Annotated in this window: 21 protein-coding genes; 8 read left to right on the forward strand and 13 right to left on the reverse strand. The window is 49.4% G+C overall.

The window, feature by feature from the left end; translation table 11 throughout:
* Positions 1 to 37: 37 nt before the first annotated feature.
* Positions 38 to 916, reverse strand: a complete 879-nt coding sequence (gene sucD / locus J2Y43_RS27595) for a succinate--CoA ligase subunit alpha (RefSeq protein ID WP_309989216.1) — start codon at positions 914 to 916, stop codon at positions 38 to 40.
* A gap of 103 nt (positions 917 to 1,019) precedes the next feature.
* Between sucD and J2Y43_RS27600 the strand changes: the two genes are divergently transcribed.
* The gene (locus tag J2Y43_RS27600) at positions 1,020 to 1,622 is read left to right on the forward strand and encodes a hypothetical protein (RefSeq protein ID WP_309989212.1); all 603 of its coding nucleotides are present in this window, start codon (positions 1,020 to 1,022) and stop codon (positions 1,620 to 1,622) included.
* A gap of 96 nt (positions 1,623 to 1,718) precedes the next feature.
* A complete protein-coding gene (gene azu, locus J2Y43_RS27605; protein WP_106597015.1) occupies positions 1,719 to 2,216 on the forward strand; it encodes an azurin in 498 nt (165 codons plus the stop codon).
* Positions 2,217 to 2,272: 56 nt separating this feature from the next.
* On the opposite strand, the gene J2Y43_RS27610 is transcribed toward azu, so the two are convergent.
* Positions 2,273 to 2,821: a TlpA disulfide reductase family protein gene (locus tag J2Y43_RS27610; RefSeq protein ID WP_309989204.1), complete on the reverse strand. Its 549-nt coding sequence runs from the start codon at positions 2,819 to 2,821 to the stop codon at positions 2,273 to 2,275.
* 140 nt (positions 2,822 to 2,961) lie between these two features.
* Here J2Y43_RS27610 and J2Y43_RS27615 point away from each other — a divergent pair, with 140 nt between their 5' ends.
* Positions 2,962 to 4,305, forward strand: a complete 1,344-nt coding sequence (locus tag J2Y43_RS27615) for a tetratricopeptide repeat protein (protein WP_309989202.1) — start codon at positions 2,962 to 2,964, stop codon at positions 4,303 to 4,305.
* A gap of 147 nt (positions 4,306 to 4,452) precedes the next feature.
* Here the strand turns inward: J2Y43_RS27615 and J2Y43_RS27620 are convergent, their stop codons facing one another.
* The 3 genes from J2Y43_RS27620 to J2Y43_RS27630 all read right to left on the reverse strand — a co-directional run bounded on the left by J2Y43_RS27620 (position 4,453) and on the right by J2Y43_RS27630 (position 6,173).
* Positions 4,453 to 5,178, reverse strand: coding sequence for a superoxide dismutase (locus J2Y43_RS27620; protein ID WP_309989199.1), 726 nt, complete (start codon positions 5,176 to 5,178; stop codon positions 4,453 to 4,455).
* A 23-nt stretch (positions 5,179 to 5,201) separates the two neighbouring features.
* The gene (gene recR, locus J2Y43_RS27625) at positions 5,202 to 5,816 is read right to left on the reverse strand and encodes a recombination mediator RecR (RefSeq protein WP_309989196.1); all 615 of its coding nucleotides are present in this window, start codon (positions 5,814 to 5,816) and stop codon (positions 5,202 to 5,204) included.
* A gap of 81 nt (positions 5,817 to 5,897) precedes the next feature.
* A complete protein-coding gene (locus tag J2Y43_RS27630) occupies positions 5,898 to 6,173 on the reverse strand; it encodes an ATP-dependent Clp protease adaptor ClpS (RefSeq protein ID WP_106597019.1) in 276 nt (91 codons plus the stop codon).
* A gap of 106 nt (positions 6,174 to 6,279) precedes the next feature.
* Here J2Y43_RS27630 and J2Y43_RS27635 point away from each other — a divergent pair, with 106 nt between their 5' ends.
* The 3 genes from J2Y43_RS27635 (at position 6,280) to J2Y43_RS27645 (ending at position 9,165) form a co-directional block, all read left to right on the forward strand.
* Positions 6,280 to 7,746 carry a sodium:solute symporter gene (locus tag J2Y43_RS27635; RefSeq protein WP_309989192.1) on the forward strand — a complete coding sequence of 489 codons (1,467 nt, stop codon included), beginning with the start codon at positions 6,280 to 6,282 and terminating at the stop codon, positions 7,744 to 7,746.
* Between the two features lie 199 nt (positions 7,747 to 7,945).
* Positions 7,946 to 8,518 carry a hypothetical protein gene (locus J2Y43_RS27640; protein WP_223400272.1) on the forward strand — a complete coding sequence of 191 codons (573 nt, stop codon included), beginning with the start codon at positions 7,946 to 7,948 and terminating at the stop codon, positions 8,516 to 8,518.
* 248 nt (positions 8,519 to 8,766) lie between these two features.
* Positions 8,767 to 9,165, forward strand: a complete 399-nt coding sequence (locus J2Y43_RS27645) for a hypothetical protein (protein WP_309989189.1) — start codon at positions 8,767 to 8,769, stop codon at positions 9,163 to 9,165.
* Positions 9,166 to 9,215: 50 nt separating this feature from the next.
* On the opposite strand, the gene J2Y43_RS27650 is transcribed toward J2Y43_RS27645, so the two are convergent.
* From J2Y43_RS27650 to galE, 7 genes are read right to left on the reverse strand one after another with little or no spacing between them, the layout of a single operon-like run.
* On the reverse strand, positions 9,216 to 9,548 hold the full coding sequence (locus tag J2Y43_RS27650; protein WP_309989186.1) for an MGMT family protein: 333 nt from the start codon (positions 9,546 to 9,548) through the stop codon (positions 9,216 to 9,218).
* Positions 9,532 to 10,131: a DUF3109 family protein gene (locus J2Y43_RS27655; RefSeq protein WP_223400275.1), complete on the reverse strand. Its 600-nt coding sequence runs from the start codon at positions 10,129 to 10,131 to the stop codon at positions 9,532 to 9,534. The genes J2Y43_RS27650 and J2Y43_RS27655 overlap by 17 nt, the downstream gene beginning before the upstream one ends.
* A 12-nt stretch (positions 10,132 to 10,143) precedes the next feature.
* Positions 10,144 to 12,657 (reverse strand): LysM peptidoglycan-binding domain-containing protein, encoded by a 2,514-nt coding sequence (locus J2Y43_RS27660; RefSeq protein WP_309989181.1) that lies wholly within the window; start codon positions 12,655 to 12,657, stop codon positions 10,144 to 10,146.
* A gap of 33 nt (positions 12,658 to 12,690) precedes the next feature.
* Entirely contained in the window at positions 12,691 to 13,332 is a 642-nt protein-coding gene (locus J2Y43_RS27665) for an O-methyltransferase (RefSeq protein WP_309989179.1), read from the reverse strand.
* Positions 13,333 to 13,370: 38 nt separating this feature from the next.
* Positions 13,371 to 14,237: a glucose-1-phosphate thymidylyltransferase RfbA gene (gene rfbA / locus J2Y43_RS27670; RefSeq protein WP_223400278.1), complete on the reverse strand. Its 867-nt coding sequence runs from the start codon at positions 14,235 to 14,237 to the stop codon at positions 13,371 to 13,373.
* A 36-nt stretch (positions 14,238 to 14,273) separates the two neighbouring features.
* The gene (gene rfbB / locus J2Y43_RS27675) at positions 14,274 to 15,329 is read right to left on the reverse strand and encodes a dTDP-glucose 4,6-dehydratase (RefSeq protein ID WP_309989177.1); all 1,056 of its coding nucleotides are present in this window, start codon (positions 15,327 to 15,329) and stop codon (positions 14,274 to 14,276) included.
* A 3-nt stretch (positions 15,330 to 15,332) separates the two neighbouring features.
* Positions 15,333 to 16,346 carry a UDP-glucose 4-epimerase GalE gene (gene galE, locus J2Y43_RS27680; RefSeq protein WP_309989174.1) on the reverse strand — a complete coding sequence of 338 codons (1,014 nt, stop codon included), beginning with the start codon at positions 16,344 to 16,346 and terminating at the stop codon, positions 15,333 to 15,335.
* A gap of 157 nt (positions 16,347 to 16,503) precedes the next feature.
* Between galE and J2Y43_RS27685 the strand changes: the two genes are divergently transcribed.
* A complete protein-coding gene (locus J2Y43_RS27685) occupies positions 16,504 to 17,352 on the forward strand; it encodes a transglutaminase-like domain-containing protein (RefSeq protein WP_309989172.1) in 849 nt (282 codons plus the stop codon).
* A 2-nt stretch (positions 17,353 to 17,354) separates the two neighbouring features.
* Here J2Y43_RS27685 and J2Y43_RS27690 read toward each other — a convergent pair whose 3' ends face one another.
* Positions 17,355 to 17,984, reverse strand: coding sequence for a 4'-phosphopantetheinyl transferase superfamily protein (locus J2Y43_RS27690; protein WP_309989169.1), 630 nt, complete (start codon positions 17,982 to 17,984; stop codon positions 17,355 to 17,357).
* A 30-nt stretch (positions 17,985 to 18,014) separates the two neighbouring features.
* On the opposite strand from J2Y43_RS27690, the gene J2Y43_RS27695 reads away from it, so the two are divergent.
* The gene (locus tag J2Y43_RS27695) at positions 18,015 to 18,914 is read left to right on the forward strand and encodes a cytochrome D1 domain-containing protein (RefSeq protein ID WP_309989165.1); all 900 of its coding nucleotides are present in this window, start codon (positions 18,015 to 18,017) and stop codon (positions 18,912 to 18,914) included.
* The last annotated feature ends 86 nt before the right edge of the window (positions 18,915 to 19,000 follow it).

Genomic DNA, 19,000 nt, shown 5'->3' on the forward strand with positions numbered 1-19,000 from the left:
TTTCCCCAGCCCTTTGATCAAAGTCAGTTAGCAATGATTATTTCTTTCCAAGTGCGAGAAGCATCGTTTCACCGATCAATGCAGGTGATTCTGCCACGAAGATGCCCGACTCTTTCATAATTCTGATTTTCGCTTCCGCAGTATCGTCCGCGCCGCCGATGATCGCACCCGCGTGGCCCATACGACGTCCTTTCGGAGCTGTCTGACCTGCGATGAAGCCAACAACAGGCTTTTTGTTGCCGGTTGAACGGATATATGCCGCAGCGTCTGCTTCCATGCTTCCGCCGATTTCACCGATCATTACGATCGCTTCTGTTTCGTCGTCGTTCATCAGGAGCTCAACCGCTTCTTTGGTAGTAGTACCGATAATAGGGTCACCGCCGATACCGATTGCCGTAGTTTGGCCCAATCCGGCACGTGAAAGCTGATCTACCGCTTCGTAAGTAAGCGTTCCGGATTTCGATACCAGGCCGATCGTTCCTTTTTTGAAGATAAAACCAGGCATGATACCTACTTTACATTCTTCCGCAGTGATGATACCAGGGCAGTTAGGGCCGATCAGGCGTACATTTTTGCCTTTGATATACTCTTTCGCCTGCATCATGTCCTTGGTTGGGATACCTTCGGTGATACAAACGATAACGCCGATACCAGCATCAGCAGCTTCCATGATCGCGTCGGCAGCGAAAGCCGGTGGAACAAAGATGATGGCAACGTCTGCACCGGTAGCGCGAACAGCAAGGTCAACTGTATTAAAAACAGGTCTTTCCAAATGAGAAAGCCCACCTTTGCCAGGCGTAACACCACCTACAACATTCGTACCGTATTCAATCATTTGCTGGGCGTGGAACGAGCCCTCCGAACCGGTAAATCCCTGAACTATAATCTTGGAGTTTTTATTAACTAAAACGCTCATGTTGGTAAATCAGTTTTTTCGGTAAAAGTAGGACGAAAAGCACGAAGTAGCAAAATGTAGGCATAATTTGTAAATTGCTTTTTCGACATCATGATGGCTGTTTATGAACATATTTCTTAATCCGCATATATTTTCTAACCTCGTTTTGGCGATCACCAGTTTATTTGTCTTCTTCCGGTATTTCAGGCAGCAGCAGGTTTTGGTCCGGTGGCTCTGGGGTATTTTCTTCGGTAGCATTTCGCTTGTCGCATTCACAGATCTGTTGTTTTATGCCGGTGTAGAAGGCCTGGGAATGGCCCACGAAATATTCGAGGCGGGGGAAATGACGCTCGGTGCGCTGTGCCTGGTGACGGCGTCGTGGTGCCTCATTATGCGGTATGAAAGCGGCTCGTTCCTATTTTACTCGACGGTCGGGCTGGGGGCATTGCTGTTCTACTGCATTACCTGGTACCGGGTCGAATATGTGGGGCTGATCATCAAAGCATTTTGCATTCTGGTAACATTGCTGATCTCCTGTGTGGGCCTGGCCAACCGCCAGAAGAGCGCGTTATGGACGTTGTTTTCGATGATGCTGCTGGCGCTTTCGACCAAGTCGGGGAAGCTGCCGCTGCCGATGGACCCGGTGGATATCAATCACTATATGATGGTGTTATCGGTTATTTGCGTCGGAAGAGCCGTCCGCGACCAGTATAAGATCCTTTTTTAAGTTCAAACAATTGTTAATGGATTGCATTTTTCAGAGTGCGTGTCGTAAATTGCACCAGTTAATCTTAACCAACACAAGTTTACTAATACTCAGAATATGAAAAGGACCAAGTATGGCGTAATGCTTCTTGCCTCAGTTTTGGCTTTCGGAGCAGTTACATTGAACCCTGTTTCGGCTAAAACATCTCCTGCAAAAGAAGTAGCAAGCGATGTGAAGCAAGCTAAGACGATCGTGATCAAAGGAAGTGATGCAATGCAGTTCGACCTGAAAGAGATCAAAGTGAAGGCTGGACAAAAAGTGAAACTTACGCTGACTCACTCAGGTAAACTTGCGAAAGCTGCTATGGGCCACAACTGGGTTCTTCTGAAACCAGGTACTGATGTAGCTGCATTCGGATCAAAAGCTGCTGCTGCGAGAGAAACAGATTATATCCCTGCATCTGAAAAAGCAAGCATCCTTGCGCATACCAAGCTGGTAGGCGGTGGCGAAAGCGACACGATCGAGTTCACAGCGCCTGCAAAAGGAACTTACACCTACATTTGCAGCTTCCCAGGCCACTACGCGCTGATGAAAGGTAGCTTCATCGTTGAATAAGCGAACCTGAAATTTATATAAACGGCGTCACGCATTTGTGTGACGCCGTTTCTGTTTTAGATCTCTGCCAATTGCCTCTCGATCAGTTCGACTACCTCCGGCCGGTCCCATTGCGAAGCGCCGATTTCCTGCGCCAGGATTTTGCCCTTATATATAATGTACGTCCGCGGGATCGCATTGCCGTCGAGCTGCGAAGGGTACGGGCCCGCATACTGGTAGAAGGGCAGGTTATAGCCTTTCCGAGAGATGAATGGGTTCACGGTTTCGGCATCTTCGTCGGAAATGATGTAGAATGCGATCTTGCTGTGGTCTTTGTATTTGTTATAAAGCGTCTGGATACCCGGCATTTCCATATTGCACGGCCCGCACCATGTCGCCCATACATTCACGAAGGCGATTTTGTTCTCGTCCATCGTCACTGGTTTGCCAGAGAGGTCGGTGAGCGGCAGGTATACCGACTCCTGTACAGCGGGTGCTTCTGCGCCGGGCGCTTCCGCAACGGGGCTGTTTTCCTCGACGGGCGATTTGAAAAACACAAAATAGACCGCCGCGCCGGCTACCAGCAGCAGTAAAACGAGCGACAATTTTTTGGTGGTTGATGACATAACTGGTGTAGTTCTGGTGATTGGATGTGGATACGAACCATTCCAAAAATAGGGCTTTTCTTTTTTTGATGCTGACTCGGAATTTGAATACTTTTATACACTATTTAAAAAACATCGATTTGAGGAAAAGGTTTACATTCATGAGACTTCAATTTACTGGCATTTCATTTCTCCTTGCGCTTACCTTTTATTGCCCCGCTTTCGCCCAACGCTCAGCAGCTGAATACTTCGAAGACGGCAATACCAAAGCCGGTACAGGTGATTTCAATGGCGCAATGCAGGCGTACACCACGGTGATTTCCATGAATCCGGACCATGCGCCCAGCTATTTCAACCGCGGGCTCGCCAAAGCCAACCTCAAAGATTATCGCGGCGCGATGCAGGATTACGACCGGGCTATCGAGCTGAACCCTAAAGAAGCACTTTACTACCAGAGCCGCGGCGTGAGCAAAAGCTTACAGGACGACTACCGCTCAGCCATTGAAGATTATTCCAAATCCATCGAACTCAACCCGGAGGAGCCCAAGGCCTATTATAACCGCGGCGTGAGTTATGCCAAATTGAAAAATCACCGGAATGCGCTGGTAGACCTCGACCATGCATTAGCGCTGAATCCCGACGAGCTTGCAGCACTGTATGCAAGGGGAAATTGCAAGCAGGATTTGCAGGAATACGCCGGCAGCCTCGCCGACTTCACGCGCGTGATCGAGCTCAGCCCTAAGCGCACGGGCGCTTACGCAGGCAGAGGTCTGGCGAAACTTGAACTCGGCGATTACCAGGGCGCCGCCGCCGATTTCACGCGTGCGATTGAATTAAGTCCGAACGAGAGTGAATATTACAGCAATCGCGGATTTGCCAAAAATAAAATAGACGATTTCCAGGGCGCTATTATCGATTTTGACAAAACCATTCAGCTTGATCCTGAAAATTATAATGCCTATTACGGCCGCGGATTTGCCAAAGGAAAACTGAACGACCCGCGTGGTGCTATTGCGGACCTTACCAAAGCCATTGAAGTAAAAAATGCCTACACCGGCGATCCAAAAAAGAATGCATTCACCGGAAAAATCAACAAAGAGAAACTCGACGAACTGCGCGACCAGGTGCAGACGCATGTGAAGATCGAAACCCTCACAAACGAGCGCGCGGAAGCATATTACGTACGTGCGATCGCGAAGTCGAAAGTAGGGGAACTCAAAGGGGCCTTAGCCGACCTTACCACCGCCGTGGAGCTCAATCCAACCTATTCCAATGCCTACTTCTCACGGGCGATGATCCGTTCCGCATCGGGCGATCAAATGGGGGCTGTCCTGGATTTTACCAGTTCCATTAAACTGCGCTCCGATTACCCGGAGGCTTATTATTTGAGAGGTATTGTAAAAAATAGCCTGGGAGAGATTAATGACGGCTGCCTGGACCTGAGTAAGGCGGGAGAGCTGGGTTATCAGCAGGCTTATAAGGTGATTGCGGCGTATTGTAACTAGTAGGCTAGTACAAATCTCCTGATTTGCACATAATATTTGAAGGCCTCCGGCCGGACTGCACCGCAAAGTCGTTTTGCAATTCTGCCCGGCCGGAGGCCTTCGAATAGTTAGTCACGAAGGATGACCTTCGCGCCATTTTCCTCCCTACTAAGCCTTTTTCAAATTTTCAGCAACCTTATCCCAATTCACCACATCCCAGAATGCCTTGATGTAATCCGGACGTTTGTTTTGGTAATGCAGGTAATAGGCGTGCTCCCAAACGTCGATGGCGAGGATGGGTGTTCCTTTGAAATCCGAAACGTCCATCAGCGGATTGTCCTGGTTGGGCGTTGAGCCTACCGCGAGTTTTCCGCCTTTGGCAACCAGCCACGCCCAGCCTGAGCCGAAGCGAGTAGCTCCCGCTTTCGCGAATTCTTCTTTGAACTTATCGAACGAGCCGAATTGTCCATTGATCGCGTCGGCAACAGCGCCGGTTGGTGCTGCGCTCTTTTTAGGGCCCATTACATCCCAGAAGAATGTGTGGTTCCAGTGGCCGCCGCCGTTGTTGCGGATGGCAGCAGGCGCTTTGCTGACCGATTTGATGATATCTTCAAGGGATTTCTTCTCCCATTCAGTTCCTTTTACAGCGTCGTTGAGGTTTTTCACATATGCAGCGTGGTGCTTGCCGTAGTGGATTTCCATCGTCAGTTTGTCGATGCTGGGCTCCAACGCACCGAAATCGTAAGGAAGCGGCGCTTGCTTGAATGGAGCAGTTTCAGCCAATAGGGAACCGGCCGCTGAGGCGTTCGGTATACCCGCCAATGATTGTTCGGCCAATGCGCCAACAGTGAGTGCGCTGCCGGCCAGTGTCCGCAAAAAATCTGTTCTATTCATAATAGTACATTAAGTGTTTAGTGTTAATCATAAGCCACCCGGCTTACAATGCTGCGGCCGAGCGTAATCTCGTCCGCATATTCCAGGTCCCCGCCAATGGGAATACCTCTTGCGATAGTGCTTAGCTTAATACCTGTGGCTTTCAGCTTTTTTTGCAGGTAAAAAGCTGTCGTATCGCCTTCCATCGTGGGGCTCAATGCCAATATGACTTCCTGAACGGCCTCGTCTCCTTCCTGGCTCCCGATCCTCGACATCAGCGAATCGATTTCCAGATCCGACGGGCCGATGCCTTCCAACGGCGAAATGATACCCCCCAGCACATGGTACAGGCCCCGGTACTGATTCGTCAATTCGATAGCGAGCACGTCGCGCGTGTCCACCACGACGCAAATCGTTGTCTGATCTCGCTTGTTATTGCTGCAAATATTGCAAAGTACGTCGTCGGCGATGTTGTGGCAGCGGGTACAGTAAGTGGTTTTGGTGCGCATGTTCAGCAATGCGTCGGACAACGAGCGGGTTTGTTCTTCGTCCCTTTTCAGCAAATGTAATGCCAGGCGCAGTGCGGTTTTTTTGCCTATTCCCGGCAAGCGGGATATTTCGGCGACGGCTTCCTCAATAAGACGTGAGGGATAGTTCATGAGAAGATGCTGAGTGATGGGGTTTGAAAGAACATCAAAACCCGTTTTGTTGATGCTGGCAGTGCGATAGGGGGGAGGGGCTCAATGCACCTCTGCTGAAATGCCTCTCCGGCATATTTCGTTGCGCATCCCCGCCAGCTCTTCAAAAGAACCTTCCTTGACGGAGCATTTGCCTTTATAGTGGATAATGATCGTACATTGTTCCGCTTGCTCATTGCTATGACCGCAAACTTCAATCAGCGTATCGATCACCCAATCGAAGGTATTCACGTCGTCATTGTAGATAATCAGCTTTTTAATGTCCGTATCTACGGTTTCTTCCAGAATTTCCAGCTCTGTTTCTGTGAGCGCTTGCATAACAACCAAATTTCTGTTTGATTAGCAAATCTAATTAAAAACGGAAACTATCCGAAGCTTTTAAGCGCCTTTTAATCCACTCCTGAATCCTCAAATACCCACTTTAATGAACCCTTATATCTCCCTGCTGATACTGGTAGTTTATTTTGGAATGCTGATCACGGTGTCCATTTTCACTTCCAGGGGCGCGGATACCAATACTTTTTTTACCGCCAACCGGCAGTCGCCGTGGTACCTGGTGGCATTCGGTATGATCGGTACTTCGCTGTCGGGCGTTACGTTTGTGTCTGTGCCGGGCGCGGTCGCGAATATCCAGTTTTCCTATTTCCAGGTGGTGATCGGTTATATTCTGGGGTATTTTGTGATAGGCACGGTGTTGATGCCGCTCTACTACCGGCTGAACCTCATTTCAATCTATTCCTACCTCGAACAACGCTTCGGATTCTGGTCTTATAAAACGGGTTCGGGCTTTTTCCTGCTCTCGCGCACGGTGGGGTCGGCTGTGCGGCTGTACGTGGCTGCGCAGGTATTGCAGCTCGCATTGTTTAAACCGCTGGGCGTCCCGTTTGAAGTGGCGGTAGCGATCACCATATTCCTGATCTGGATTTATACATTTAAAGGAGGCGTTAAAACGATCATCGTGACGGATACGCTGCAAACCTTCTTCCTCATTACGGCTGTCGTGCTGACAATCGTGCTCGTTTCCAGCGAGCTGAACCTTAATGGGGTCGGCGATATCTGGACGACGGTTCAGAAAAGCGGGTATTCGCAAATCTTTTATTGGGACACCAACGATCCCAAGAACTTCTTCAAGCAGTTCTTCGCCGGGGTGTTCATTGCGATTGTGATGACGGGCCTCGACCAGGACCTTATGCAGAAGAACCTGACCTGCAAAAACATCGGAGAAGCACAAAAGAACATGTTCTGGTTTGTGGTAGTGCTCGTGATCGTAAACTTCCTGTTCCTGTCGCTTGGGGCATTGCTTTACGTATATGCAGAGGCGCAAGGCATACCCGCAACCGCGAAGACGGACGATTTCTATCCGATGCTCGCATTGAACCACCTCGGATTGGTGGTGGGGATAACGTTCCTGCTCGGAATTACCGCGGCTACCTATGCCAGCTCCGATTCGGCGCTTACGGCATTGACGACCGCATTCTGTATCGATTTCATGAATATCGAGAAACGTCCGGAAGAAAAGCGGGCGTCGATCAAATTCTGGGTGCATGTGGGCTTCTCGGTGATATTCTATCTGGTGATCCTGATATTTAACCGGATGAACAATAAGGAGGTAATCACGGCGGTATTCGATCTTGCGGGATACACCTACGGGCCGCTGCTGGGCTTGTTCGCTTTCGGCGCGTTTCTGAAACGGCCGGTGAAAGATCGCTTCGTGCCGTTCGTCTGCATTCTGGCCCCGATCTTGACCTACATTATCAACGACCATTCCGCCGAATGGTTTAATGGCTACAAGTTTGGATTTGAAAGGCTCATTATCAATGGGTTAATTACTTTTGTCGGGCTCTGGCTTCTGCATGATCGCGCCGGGAAGCGTTACGTTCCGCAGGCATAGGCAGGCGGCGAATCTTTGCCGTTATTTTGATATTCTAATACCCTGGAAACGGTTACACAATTCCAGGGTTTTTTCTTGCATATATTCAAAAAAATCTTAACTTTCTGATAAAATCAGGCGTGTAATTCATGCCACCTGATGGATGTTTTGTTGAAAGATTGAGTTCGGTTATTTATTTAACAAACTAAACTTTTGCAGTATGAAAACACTGTCAGTCATGTTGCTAGGCATTGTCCTTTTTGTTTCCTGCAAGGATAAAGCCGCAGAAGAGGAAGCTGCCCGTCAGGCTAACCTCGAAAAGGAAAAACAAGCCATTAAAGCAGTCATAGAGAATGAAACGAAGTCGTTTTTCGCCCGGGATTTCAATGCCTGGAAATCGAATTACGCACAAACCGATTATGCCTTTCAGGCTTGGAGTAACGATGACGGTACTTTCGATTCCAACGTAGGTTGGGCGGATATCAACAAGCAGGTCGGCAAGTATATTGCTGCCAACCCCGAACCGGTATCCAGCCACCCGATCGTAGAGCGGAAAAATATGATTTTCAAGTTTTATGACGACGATGTGGCCTATCTTACCTGGGACCAGTTCAATAGCGACAAATCCGAAAAGAATTTTCACCACAGCAAAGAGGTGAGGCTGCTCGAAAAAATCAATGGAGAATGGAAAATCGTATGCGTGTCGGCATTCTGGGATTATCGTCACCCGATACCCGCCAGCAGGCTGCCGATGATTCAGAAAATTGCGAATGAAAGCAGAGGAAAAATTTAAACCGTGCAACCTGTGTGCCGTTTCAAAGCGTTCGGTTTCAGGCACAAATGTTCGGTTCTGAACAACCAGCTATCGGGCACGAAGTTGCAGAAAAAAAATCGAAAACAAATGTAAGCTGCTCGTCATCAGTGTATTAAAAGTAGGGTGTGCCACGATTTGGTTCGTTAAAACCAGGTTTGGCACATCCTTTTTTTATTTAAAGTCAACTGTGCGATTGTACAGAACCAAACTTTAAATACTTATTAGCCATGAAAATCTCCATTGTTTCCATCCTGACCAGCGCCTTTGCGCTCACCTTGTCTTTCACATCTTTTGCGGCTGACAAAAAGAAAAACAAAGAAGAAAAAGAGACCGCCGGTGTGGTCGCTTTCGACGCTGCATTGTACAAAATCGGTGATACCAATAAAGTACGGTTGTCGGTCGACAAAAATGCCAATGAAAGACTGCGCGTGGTGCTGAAAGACAAATCAGGTAAGATCTATTACTCGGAAGTGTTCAACGAACGCGACACCAAATACCGCCGCGTGTTTAACCTCGACGAGATGACCGATGGAACTTACTATTTTGAACTGTCCCACAAAAAGGACAAAAAAGTAAAAGAAGTGAATATCGAAAGCACCAGTTCTAAAATGATCTCGCTGCAATGAACACCGAACCCATAAAAAATCCCGGTCCGAAAAGACCGGGATTTTTTATGTTAATGCAATTCTTTTTCGGGATCCCAGAAGCATTGCTCCCAGTTGACGATCCGGTTGTTTTCAACCTTCACGCCCTCGCTTTCGAGGCGTTCCTGCATGGTCGTAGGCGTTTCGAAAAGCTGGCTTGCGCTGAGTTCTCCCGCTTTGTTTACAACGCGGTGGGCCGGAATGCCCTGTTCGTGGTAGCTGCTGCCCATTGCCCAGCCGACCATTCTTGCACCTCGTTTGTTGCCGAGGTAGGCGGCAATTGCCCCATAGGAGGTCGCCCGGCCTGCGGGAATTTGCCTCACCACGTCATAAACGTCATTGAAAAAGTCATTTCCCTTTTTCATGCTCGTTTGCGCGGGCTTGTTGTCTCTCGTCGATTTCTTCGGAAAGCTGACGGTACCAATCTTCCCCGTATGCACGGATCAGCGGGTCTTTGAGGAATTTGTAAACCGGGACTTTTAATTGCTGGCCCAGGCTGCAAGCAGGGCTGCATATTTCCCAGCGGTCGTAATTAAGCGCGTGGTACTGCTCGTATTTCGTAACCCTAATCGGGTACAAATGGCAGGAAAGCGGTTTTTTATAGCTGATCTTGCCGTCGTTGTATGCTTCTTCGATACCGCATTTGAGAATACCCTTCTGGTCGTAGATCGCGTAAGCGCATTCGCGGCCATTGATGATCGGTGTTACGTAGTCACCGTCCCAGTCCTTGGTCCAGGTGCCTTCGGCGGCGATCACCTTTTTGCCGGCTTCGGTCAGGTAGGGCTCTACCTCGGGATAAATCTCATCGAGAATCGCGAGCTCATCCTCATCCAAAGGGGCACCGGAGTCCCCTTCCACACAACATGCGCCCTTGCATTTGTCCAGGTTACAGACAAACTCCTGGTCTTCGATGTCGTCGCTAATGCACGTATTTTCAATGAGAATCATAATGGGAACAGCTTATTGCTGAGGTATTTTAAGTTTTTGTCCCACCATAACACTGTTTCCGGACATATTGTTTAATTTCTTGATATCATCCACACTGGTATGGTAAGTTTGGGCAATGCGGAAAAGGGTTTCACCTGGTGCGACGGTGTGGGTCTGGGAGCCTGACGGCTGGCTTGCAGCCTCCGATTCGCCGCCTTCGCCTCTTTTTACACGTAGTTTCTGACCTGATTTCAGGCGGTCGGAATCACTCAGGTTATTCAAATCGAGTAGCTCCTTAATGGAGATACCGTAAGCTTTTGAAATGCTGTAATAGGTCTGCCCACTCTGAACCGTATGGAATTCACTACCCGGTGTAGCAGTGAGTCTGGTTTCTTCTTTGATTTCCTCCGGTGTTTTGAAAGTCGAAGCCGGAGCAGGGCGCTCCACTGCAACCTTGGCCGGTGCAGCTTCTTCACCCGTTTTCGACACCAGTAACCGCTGGCCTGATACCAGGCGGCTTTGCGCAGAGCGGTTGTTGATTGTCAGCAATTCGCGCAACGACAGGTTGTATTTGCTTGCAATGCCGAAATACGTGTCACCTGGCTGCACGGTATGATATGCCGGCGCTGCTGAGGCAGTAGCTGTGTTTTTTTCTTCGCTGTTGCTCCAACGCGCAGGTTCTGATTCTTTCTTCGCCGGGGCTTCGCTTTCTCCTTCTGCTGCGCGTTCTGCACGCATACGGGAGTACACAGAGCTGGATGATGCCGTTGTACGCGTAGTATTAGGCGTTACTACTTTACCAGGCGTATTGGATTTGCTCGCCGGCTTTTCGTCTTCTGCCGATTTGAAAGTGCTGTTGGTATCGTCCTGGGTGATGATCACCACGCGATCGTTGGTATTGGCAGCCGCTGGTGCGGATGCTCCCGCGCCCGAAGTTTTGCCGGATGGCTTATAAAGTCCGGCGGCATTGCCCGCCGTTTTTCCGGCTGATGCAGCAGTGCTAGCAGGGGCTGCGGCCGGCTCAGGTTCTTTGGCTGCAACGCTTTCATTTTTTTCAACCAAAACCGGAGTGTATTTCTTGCGTCCGGAAGCATTACTCGGGATGTTGTTGTTGGACGCTGCCGGTGCTGTTGTTGCTGAGGCAGGTGCTTTTTGCGGAACAACCGATGTGCCGGCGGCTGCGAGAATCGAGTCTTTTTTAGCAGGAGCAGTAGGTTGCGGCGGAGCGATAATCTCTATTGGCTGCTTGCGTGGGCGTTTCTTGTTCAGAAAAAGTACCTGGCCGGTCTGGATAGGGTAGTTGCGGCTGGTAGTGCGGTTGAACTTCAAAAGGTTCACCAACCGAATGCCATATTGCTGCGACACGCTCAGCCAGGTATCGCCGGGCCGGGCCACGTGCGACGGGGCGCTTGCCTTCTTGTGCTTGCGCGAGAGGTAATATACCTGGCCCGGAACAAGCGGCATGTCGGCGAGCAGGTCGTTGTAACGCATGAAACGGGGTGTGCGGATGCCTGCGGCTTTGGCCAGTGTTTTAGGTTTGTCGCCAGCGCGGGCTTCGATACCCGGTAAGCCGTTGATTTCGTAAAGTGTGGGTGAATTAGGCTCCTGAAGTTGAACGGCTGATTTCTTCAGGACGGGATAACCTGTATCCTCGTAAACCGACGCCACGGCAGTCTGGCGGGGAGGCAATGCAAGTTTTTCGCGAACAGATGCCACCTGGTCCACCGGTACGGGCAAAGTAATGAGGTACTCGCGGTCGTCTGGAATCTTGTCGTCGTTAAGCCATCTATTATGGTTTTTCAGTTCCGAAGCAGGGACATTCAACGATCTCGCAATTTCATCGAGTGATTGCCCTTTGCCATAATCCGACTCCATCAAAATGTACGCATTGGGGGATTTGTAGCGCTCGATACCCGATTCCAATGCAATTTTATGTGCAAAAAAGCGGAGCATGTAGCGGTCGGTTTTGCCGGTGAGCGTCACCTCGCGTGCGTAAGCCCAGTTTGCAGGAACCACTTTTTTTACACCGCCTGCACCCTGATAATAGGAATACAACGTCGTTACCCAGTTGTTGAACTGCTGGTTGTTCTTTTTGAGATACCACGCGGCGGCATGTGTGGAGGAGCTGATGTTCTTTCTTTCATCCACATCATTATCCACACGAAGGTTCAGTTCGCGTGCCGTTTCGGGTTTGAACTGCCAGTAACCTACTGCATTGGAGCTCGAAACCACATCCGGGCGGAAAGAGCTTTCCTGTACAGCCAGGTATTTGAAGTCGATGGGCACCTCTTCGTCCATGAGAATACCCTCCACGATAGGGAAGTGCATAATGGCGCGGTCCATTTTTTCCTCCCAAAACTTTCTGTTCGACATCAGGCTTTTGACGTCTTCCTCGATGATATCCTGTGCGCTCCGATCGAACTTGACGGTGATACCGCCGAAGGAAACGCTGGACGGGATTTCGGGGGCCTGCGCAAAAGCTGCATGGGCGGTTAGCAGCAGGACGATAGCAAAAGAGATGATGTTGTTAGTGGAAGTTCTGGCCATAAAAAAGGTAAATGGTCGCCTGACTATTGAGTACTATAATTTCTGAAGAATCATCAACCCGTCGCGGATTGGTAGCAGCAAGTTGGAAACCCGTGGATCTTCGTGTACCATCCGGTTGAAATCCAGCAATGCCTGCGTGTCTTTGTCAATCTTTTTTAACTGCTGCACGACTTTGCCGCTCCATAGCACATTGTCGGCTATCAGGAAGCCCCCCGTGCGGGTTTTGTCGAGACAGAGGTTAAAATAAGAAGAATAATTGATTTTATCCGCATCGATGAACACGATGTCGAAGGTATCGGTGAGCGTCGGGATAATATCCAATGCATTACCGATACGATAGTCGATCTGGTCTTTGAAAGGCGTCTGGTCGAAATAGCGCCTGGTGAAGCTTTCGAGCTCCTCGTTCACATCGATGGTGATGAGCTTGCCGCCGGGATTGAGCCCTTCACAAAGGCAAATGCCCGAGTAGCCCGTATACGTGCCGATTTCCAGGATGCGGTCGGGCCGGATCATCCTGGAAATCATCGAAAGGAACCTTCCCTGCATGTGCCCGGAGAGCATACGCGGGCTGAGAACGTGTGCATGTGTCTCCCTGTTGAGAGATTTCAGCAATGCATTCTCATCCTCCGTATGGGCCGCGGAATATTCTTCGATTTCCTCTACCAAAAACTTCATTCGAATATAATATGTGCTAATCCCGGTGCCGCCGCCTGTCAGGCATGGGCTACAATGCGTTCCAGATAAGTGCCGTAGCCGCTCTTCAAAAGAGGCCGGGCGATTTCACGCAATTGTTCTGCATTAATAAAGCCCATGCGGTATGCGATCTCCTCAATGCAGCCTACTTTTAAGCCCTGGCGCTCTTCGATTACCTGGACGAACTGGCCGGCTTGCATAAGCGATTGGAATGTGCCCGTATCGAGCCATGCCGTGCCGCGGTTGAGGACACCTACTTTCAATTTGCCGCGTTCGAGGTAAACCCGGTTTACGTCCGTGATTTCGAGCTCGCCGCGCGGGGAAGGAGGGATAGTTTTTGCGATCTCCACCACATCGTTGTCGTAGAAGTACAATCCGGGAACCGCATAATTGGATTTTGGTTCAACGGGTTTTTCTTCAATAGAAATCACATGATTGTCTTTATCAAACTCTACAACGCCGTAACGCTCCGGATCGTGTACCTGGTAGGCAAAGATCACGCCTCCGTCGGGGTCGTTGTTGGATTGGAGCAGGCTCGAAAGGCCCGATCCGTAGAAAATATTGTCGCCGAGGATCAACGCAACTTTGTCGTCGCCGATGAATTCTTCACCAATGATGAATGCCTGCGCGAGACCATCCGGGCTTGGTTGTACCGCATAGCTGAACTGGCAACCCAGACGGCTACCGTCGCCGAGGAGTTTCTCGAAATGCGGCAGGTCGTGCGGGGTCGAAATGATCAGGATTTCGCGAATACCCGCCAGCATCAGGATCGATAGCGGGTAGTATATCATCGGCTTGTCGTAAACCGGCATGAGCTGCTTGCTTACCGCCAATGTAAGCGGGTGTAATCTCGTACCGGAACCACCGGCCAGAATAATGCCTTTCATAAAAAGAGTTTCAATTGAGTAAAGAAATGGCCCGGATCAACGATCCTGGTACATTTCGTCATAATATTTCTGGTAATTGCCGGAGGTAACGTTGTTCAACCAGTCCTGATTCGAAAGATACCAGTCAACGGTTCTTTCCAGGCCTTCTGCAAACTGCAATGAAGGTTTCCAGCCCAGTTCTTCCGACAATTTGGTGGCGTCGATCGCGTAGCGCAGGTCGTGTCCCGCGCGGTCGGTCACGTAGGTGATCAGTTGCGCGCTTTCGCCTTCGCCGCGGCCGAGTTTGCGGTCCATAATGCTGCAAAGCAAATGCACGAGGTCGATATTCTTCCACTCGTTATGGCCGCCGATGTTATAAGTATCGCCATTGGCGCCTTTATGGAAAATCACGTCGATCGCGATTGCGTGGTCTTCCACGAACAACCAGTCGCGGATATTTTCGCCTTTTCCGTAAACAGGAAGTGGTTTTTGCTGAATAATGTTGTGGATCATCAGCGGAATCAGCTTCTCGGGGAAATGGTTCGGGCCGTAATTGTTCGAGCAGTTTGAAATAACAACCGGCAATTTGTAAGTATTGTGGTATGCCCTTACAAAATGATCGGACGACGCTTTTGAGGCCGAGTACGGCGAACGCGGATCATAACTGGTCGTTTCCACGAAGAACGTCCCGGGATCGTGCAGTTCACCATAAACTTCATCGGTAGACACGTGGTAGAAACGACGGTCGCTGAAATCGTCTTTCCATGCTTTTTTAGCCGCATTCAAAAGATTTACCGTACCTACCACATTCGTCATTACAAACGACATCGGGTCCGTGATTGAGCGGTCCACGTGACTTTCCGCAGCAAGGTGTACCACACCGTGGAAATCGTTTTCAGTAAAAAGCTTGTCGATAAACGCCGCATCGACGATATCGCCTTTCACGAATGTATAATTCGGCGCATTTTCGACGTCGCGCAAGTTTTCCAGGTTACCCGCGTAGGTAAGCGCGTCGAGGTTATATATATGATATTCCGGGTGAAAGTTGACAAACCGGCGAACCACATGTGAGCCGATAAAACCCGCTCCTCCCGTAATCAAGATTTTTTTCATTTTTCAGCTTTTGAGTTTTAGTTGCCAGTTCCAAGCATCGCGCAATGCGTCCGCCATGGTTTTCTCGGCACGCCATTTCATTACATTATTTACTTTGTCGGACTGCGCGTAGATTTTCTCGACGTCCCCTTCACGGCGTGGCCCGATGGTGTAATTGAGTTTCACGCCGTTTACTTCCTCAAAAGTATTAATCAATTGCAAAACGGTATAACCTTCGCCCGTTCCCACATTAAATACATCGTAATAGTTAGTATCCGTCTGCAATTCAAGCAGGTCGAGCGCCTTCACGTGTGCCTTCGCGAGGTCCACCACGTGGATGAAATCACGGATACAGGTTCCGTCGGGCGTGTCGTAGTCGTTCCCAAATACGGTGAGCGACTTGCGGAGGCCGGCGGCGGTTTGCGTAATGAACGGCACCAGGTTACTTGGAACGCCATTCGGCAGCTCGCCGATGAGCGACGTTTCATGTGCACCGATCGGGTTGAAATAGCGCAGTGAAATCGCTTTCAGGCCTGGACGTGAATGTACATGGTCGCGGATAATGTCCTCGGCGATGGCCTTGGTGTTGCCGTAAGGCGAGTTGGCCGGCAGGCGCGGCGTGCTTTCGGTTACCGGCAGCTTTTCGGGCTGGCCATATACGGTACACGACGAGGAAAATACAAATTTATCTACATTGAATTCCTTCGCCGCCCGAAGCAGTACGAGCAGGGAAATCAGGTTGTTTTCGTAGTAATTCAGTGGCTTTTCAACCGACTCACCCACAGCCTTGTACGCTGCAAAATGAATCACGCCGTCGAACTTTTCTTTTTCAAACAGAGCCCTTACCTTGTCGGCGTCATTGCAATCGATTTCGTAGAACGGAAACTCTTTGCCGGTGATCTTTTTGATTCCTTCTAAGACGTTGAGATTGGAGTTGTACAGGTTGTCGATAATGACCGGTTCGAATCCTGCATTGTGCAACTCTACAACGGTATGGGAACCGATAAAACCGGCCCCTCCGGTAACGAGAATTTTCATGCGTTATGCGCGTTTTTTATAAGAATATGGTGGTATAGATGGTATTCAAAACGGCTTTTAGCCCGCTTTTTTTCCGGGCAAAAGTAGAAAATTTGACGTCCATTAAAAAAAAATGTTTTTATTTATCCGTTGGTTGTAAAACGCAGATTTGAGGAAAATGAACCAGAAAGAAATCAAGGCACTGATATCCTTGCTTGATGATGAAGATCATGAAGTGAGTCAGCATGTTGAAGGGAAGATATTATCGTTGGGAGGGACAGTGATACCTTTTCTGGAGACCGAATGGGAGGAGAGTTTCAACCCGATCGTGCAGCGTAAAATCGAGGAATTGATCCACGAATTGCAGCTCAGCATTATGATCGAACGGTTACAAGCGTGGAAAAACGGCGGCGGGCTCGACTTGCTGGAAGGCATGTGGATCATCGCCACTTACCATTATCCCGACTTGTCGATCGAAAAGTTGCGAACCACCATCGAACAGCTTTATTACGACATCTGGATACAGTTCCAGGAAGAGATGAATGCGGTGGATCAGGTGAAGCGGATCAACAGCATTTTCTTTGGCGTGATGAACTTCGCGGCCAACACCAAGAACTTCCATTCACCCACCAACTCGATGATCAGCTCGGTGCTGGAAAGCCGGCGGGGAAATCCGATCACCTTGTGTGTGATCTATTTGTTGATTGCGAGAAAGCTCGGGATGCCGGTATACGGCGTGAATTTGCCGAACCTGTTTGTGTTGACCTATAAAAGCGATAAAACGCAGTTCTATATCAATGTATTCAACCGCGGGATCATCTTTTCCAAAACGGATATCGATCACTACATCGCGCAGCTGAATATCAAATCCAAAGACATATTCTACCAGCCCTGTACCAATCTCGAAATCGTGCAGCGTGTATTGCGTAACCTGATTTTATCTTACGAGAAAACCAGCGAGCAGGATAAGATCCGGGAAATCGAGAAAATACTGAAATCGACGCTCGACGAGCTGCCGGAAGGCTGAAATCAGAGCGCGATGGCCAGGCAATGGCCGTCGAACCAGCGGATGTAAATGTTGGAGGGGATGATAATGTCTTCGTCGGTAAGGCTTCCTCTGAGGATAATGTCGGCGTCTTCGAACGGGCTGATAAAAATAGAATCCCTGAAACTGATCTTTTTCTTTCCGTAGAGTTTATACAAAGCTTCTTTCGCGCACCAGTACATGCAAAGGCGGTCCATTTCGTCCTGCGCGTGGTCGTGCTCGGGCGGGGAAAGGTACTTTTTGGAAGTACGCTGTAGTTTCGGGTCGGTCTTTTCCATGTCTATGCCCACCGCGGCTGTTGGGTTAATGGCCACGGCTACGAATTCGGCAGTGTGGGTGATGGAAATGTGCGAATCGTTGTCGATCAGGAATGCCTTGCCGTGCTCGTCCTTGTGAATGCCCACGTAGTTAATGCCAAACTGCTCCGCCAATGACTTGATCAGCATCCGGCTGGCGAGCCACTCGCGTTTTTTTTGCGGGTGGGATATTCTGTCGAGCTCTTCCTGGTTAAAGCCGTTACCCAGAGCCGTTTGAAGTTCCGCTTCGGTTTCCGTCAGTTTCCAGAGCAGTAATGTGCTGCTATCTTCTATCTTTTCGGAATGAACGAGGGGCATGGTAATACTGTTTGCTACAAAACTATCAAGATGAATATTCGCAAAGTAGATACTTTTTCCGGTCATAGGGACAGTGTTTATACAATTATTTCTGACGGAAGCGGTCGCGGCTTTTATTCTGCGGGAGCCGATGGCTTTGTAATTCAATGGGACCTGCAAAAGCCGGATCTCGGAAAGCTCGTCGCGCGTGCGGGCACGTCCGTATACGCGCTCGCATTGCACGAAAGCAGCGATTCGCTCTGGATCGGGCAGAATTTCGAAGGCATTCAGGTATTGAATACCAAGGAAAATGCGATTGAAAAAACTTCCAAAATCACAACCTCGACCATTTTCGACATTCGCTTTGCGGGCGATAAGGCGCTTATTGCGTTAGGGGACGGCGTGCTAGTAGTGATGGACGTGCCGTCGTTCGCCGTGCAGAAGCATATCAAGATTGCCGGTAAGAGCATCCGAAGCATCGCGGTCAATATGGAGACTAATGAATTTGCAACCGGCGACAGCGATTGCAACGTCCATATCTTTGATTTGGATGGTTTTAAATTAAAAAAGACCATACAAGCACATACAAACTCGGTATTTTCCGTTAAGTATTCACCGGACGGTAAATACCTGTTCACCACCGGCCGGGACGCGCACCTGAAAATATGGGACGTCAATGATGCATACGGCATCGTCTCCGACATTCCCGCGCATATGTACGCGATCAACGACATTACATTCAGTCCTGATCGCTCCCTCTTCGCTACTTGCAGTATGGATAAGTCCATAAAATTGTGGGATGCAGCCACATTCAAGCTTAAAAAAATTATCGATCGCGCACGTCATGCGGGGCACGGAACATCGGTGAACAAGCTCCTTTGGACGGGCTTTGAAAATCAACTGATTTCGTGCAGCGACGACCGCATGATATCCGTTTGGGAGGTCGCGTAAGCCAATACTTATAATATGGTAATGTTGGTAAATACTTTGAAAAATGACACATATATCTTTAACTTACACGACCGTTTTTAACTAGG

This window comes from Dyadobacter sp. BE31, from assembly GCF_031457695.1.
In the GTDB taxonomy this organism is placed as follows: Bacteria; Bacteroidota; Bacteroidia; order Cytophagales; family Spirosomataceae; genus Dyadobacter.

What these genes read in the sequence shown, in the direction of transcription:
- J2Y43_RS27695 (WP_309989165.1), top strand. Translation starts at nt 18,015, where the DNA reads ATGAATATTCGCAAAGTAGATACTTTTTCCGGTCATAGGGACAGTGTT.
- J2Y43_RS27665 (WP_309989179.1), bottom strand. Translation starts at nt 13,332, where the DNA reads ATGAAGTTTTTGGTAGAGGAAATCGAAGAATATTCCGCGGCCCATACG.
- J2Y43_RS27640 (WP_223400272.1), top strand. Translation starts at nt 7,946, where the DNA reads ATGAAAACACTGTCAGTCATGTTGCTAGGCATTGTCCTTTTTGTTTCC.
- J2Y43_RS27650 (WP_309989186.1), bottom strand. Translation starts at nt 9,548, where the DNA reads ATGAAAAAGGGAAATGACTTTTTCAATGACGTTTATGACGTGGTGAGG.
- J2Y43_RS27630 (WP_106597019.1), bottom strand. Translation starts at nt 6,173, where the DNA reads ATGCAAGCGCTCACAGAAACAGAGCTGGAAATTCTGGAAGAAACCGTA.
- rfbB (WP_309989177.1), bottom strand. Translation starts at nt 15,329, where the DNA reads ATGAAAAAAATCTTGATTACGGGAGGAGCGGGTTTTATCGGCTCACAT.
- J2Y43_RS27610 (WP_309989204.1), bottom strand. Translation starts at nt 2,821, where the DNA reads ATGTCATCAACCACCAAAAAATTGTCGCTCGTTTTACTGCTGCTGGTA.
- sucD (WP_309989216.1), bottom strand. Translation starts at nt 916, where the DNA reads ATGAGCGTTTTAGTTAATAAAAACTCCAAGATTATAGTTCAGGGATTT.
- J2Y43_RS27600 (WP_309989212.1), top strand. Translation starts at nt 1,020, where the DNA reads ATGAACATATTTCTTAATCCGCATATATTTTCTAACCTCGTTTTGGCG.
- J2Y43_RS27690 (WP_309989169.1), bottom strand. Translation starts at nt 17,984, where the DNA reads ATGCCCCTCGTTCATTCCGAAAAGATAGAAGATAGCAGCACATTACTG.
- galE (WP_309989174.1), bottom strand. Translation starts at nt 16,346, where the DNA reads ATGAAAATTCTCGTTACCGGAGGGGCCGGTTTTATCGGTTCCCATACC.
- J2Y43_RS27615 (WP_309989202.1), top strand. Translation starts at nt 2,962, where the DNA reads ATGAGACTTCAATTTACTGGCATTTCATTTCTCCTTGCGCTTACCTTT.
- J2Y43_RS27655 (WP_223400275.1), bottom strand. Translation starts at nt 10,131, where the DNA reads ATGATTCTCATTGAAAATACGTGCATTAGCGACGACATCGAAGACCAG.
- azu (WP_106597015.1), top strand. Translation starts at nt 1,719, where the DNA reads ATGAAAAGGACCAAGTATGGCGTAATGCTTCTTGCCTCAGTTTTGGCT.
- J2Y43_RS27685 (WP_309989172.1), top strand. Translation starts at nt 16,504, where the DNA reads ATGAACCAGAAAGAAATCAAGGCACTGATATCCTTGCTTGATGATGAA.
- J2Y43_RS27660 (WP_309989181.1), bottom strand. Translation starts at nt 12,657, where the DNA reads ATGGCCAGAACTTCCACTAACAACATCATCTCTTTTGCTATCGTCCTG.
- recR (WP_309989196.1), bottom strand. Translation starts at nt 5,816, where the DNA reads ATGAACTATCCCTCACGTCTTATTGAGGAAGCCGTCGCCGAAATATCC.
- J2Y43_RS27645 (WP_309989189.1), top strand. Translation starts at nt 8,767, where the DNA reads ATGAAAATCTCCATTGTTTCCATCCTGACCAGCGCCTTTGCGCTCACC.
- J2Y43_RS27635 (WP_309989192.1), top strand. Translation starts at nt 6,280, where the DNA reads ATGAACCCTTATATCTCCCTGCTGATACTGGTAGTTTATTTTGGAATG.
- rfbA (WP_223400278.1), bottom strand. Translation starts at nt 14,237, where the DNA reads ATGAAAGGCATTATTCTGGCCGGTGGTTCCGGTACGAGATTACACCCG.
- J2Y43_RS27620 (WP_309989199.1), bottom strand. Translation starts at nt 5,178, where the DNA reads ATGAATAGAACAGATTTTTTGCGGACACTGGCCGGCAGCGCACTCACT.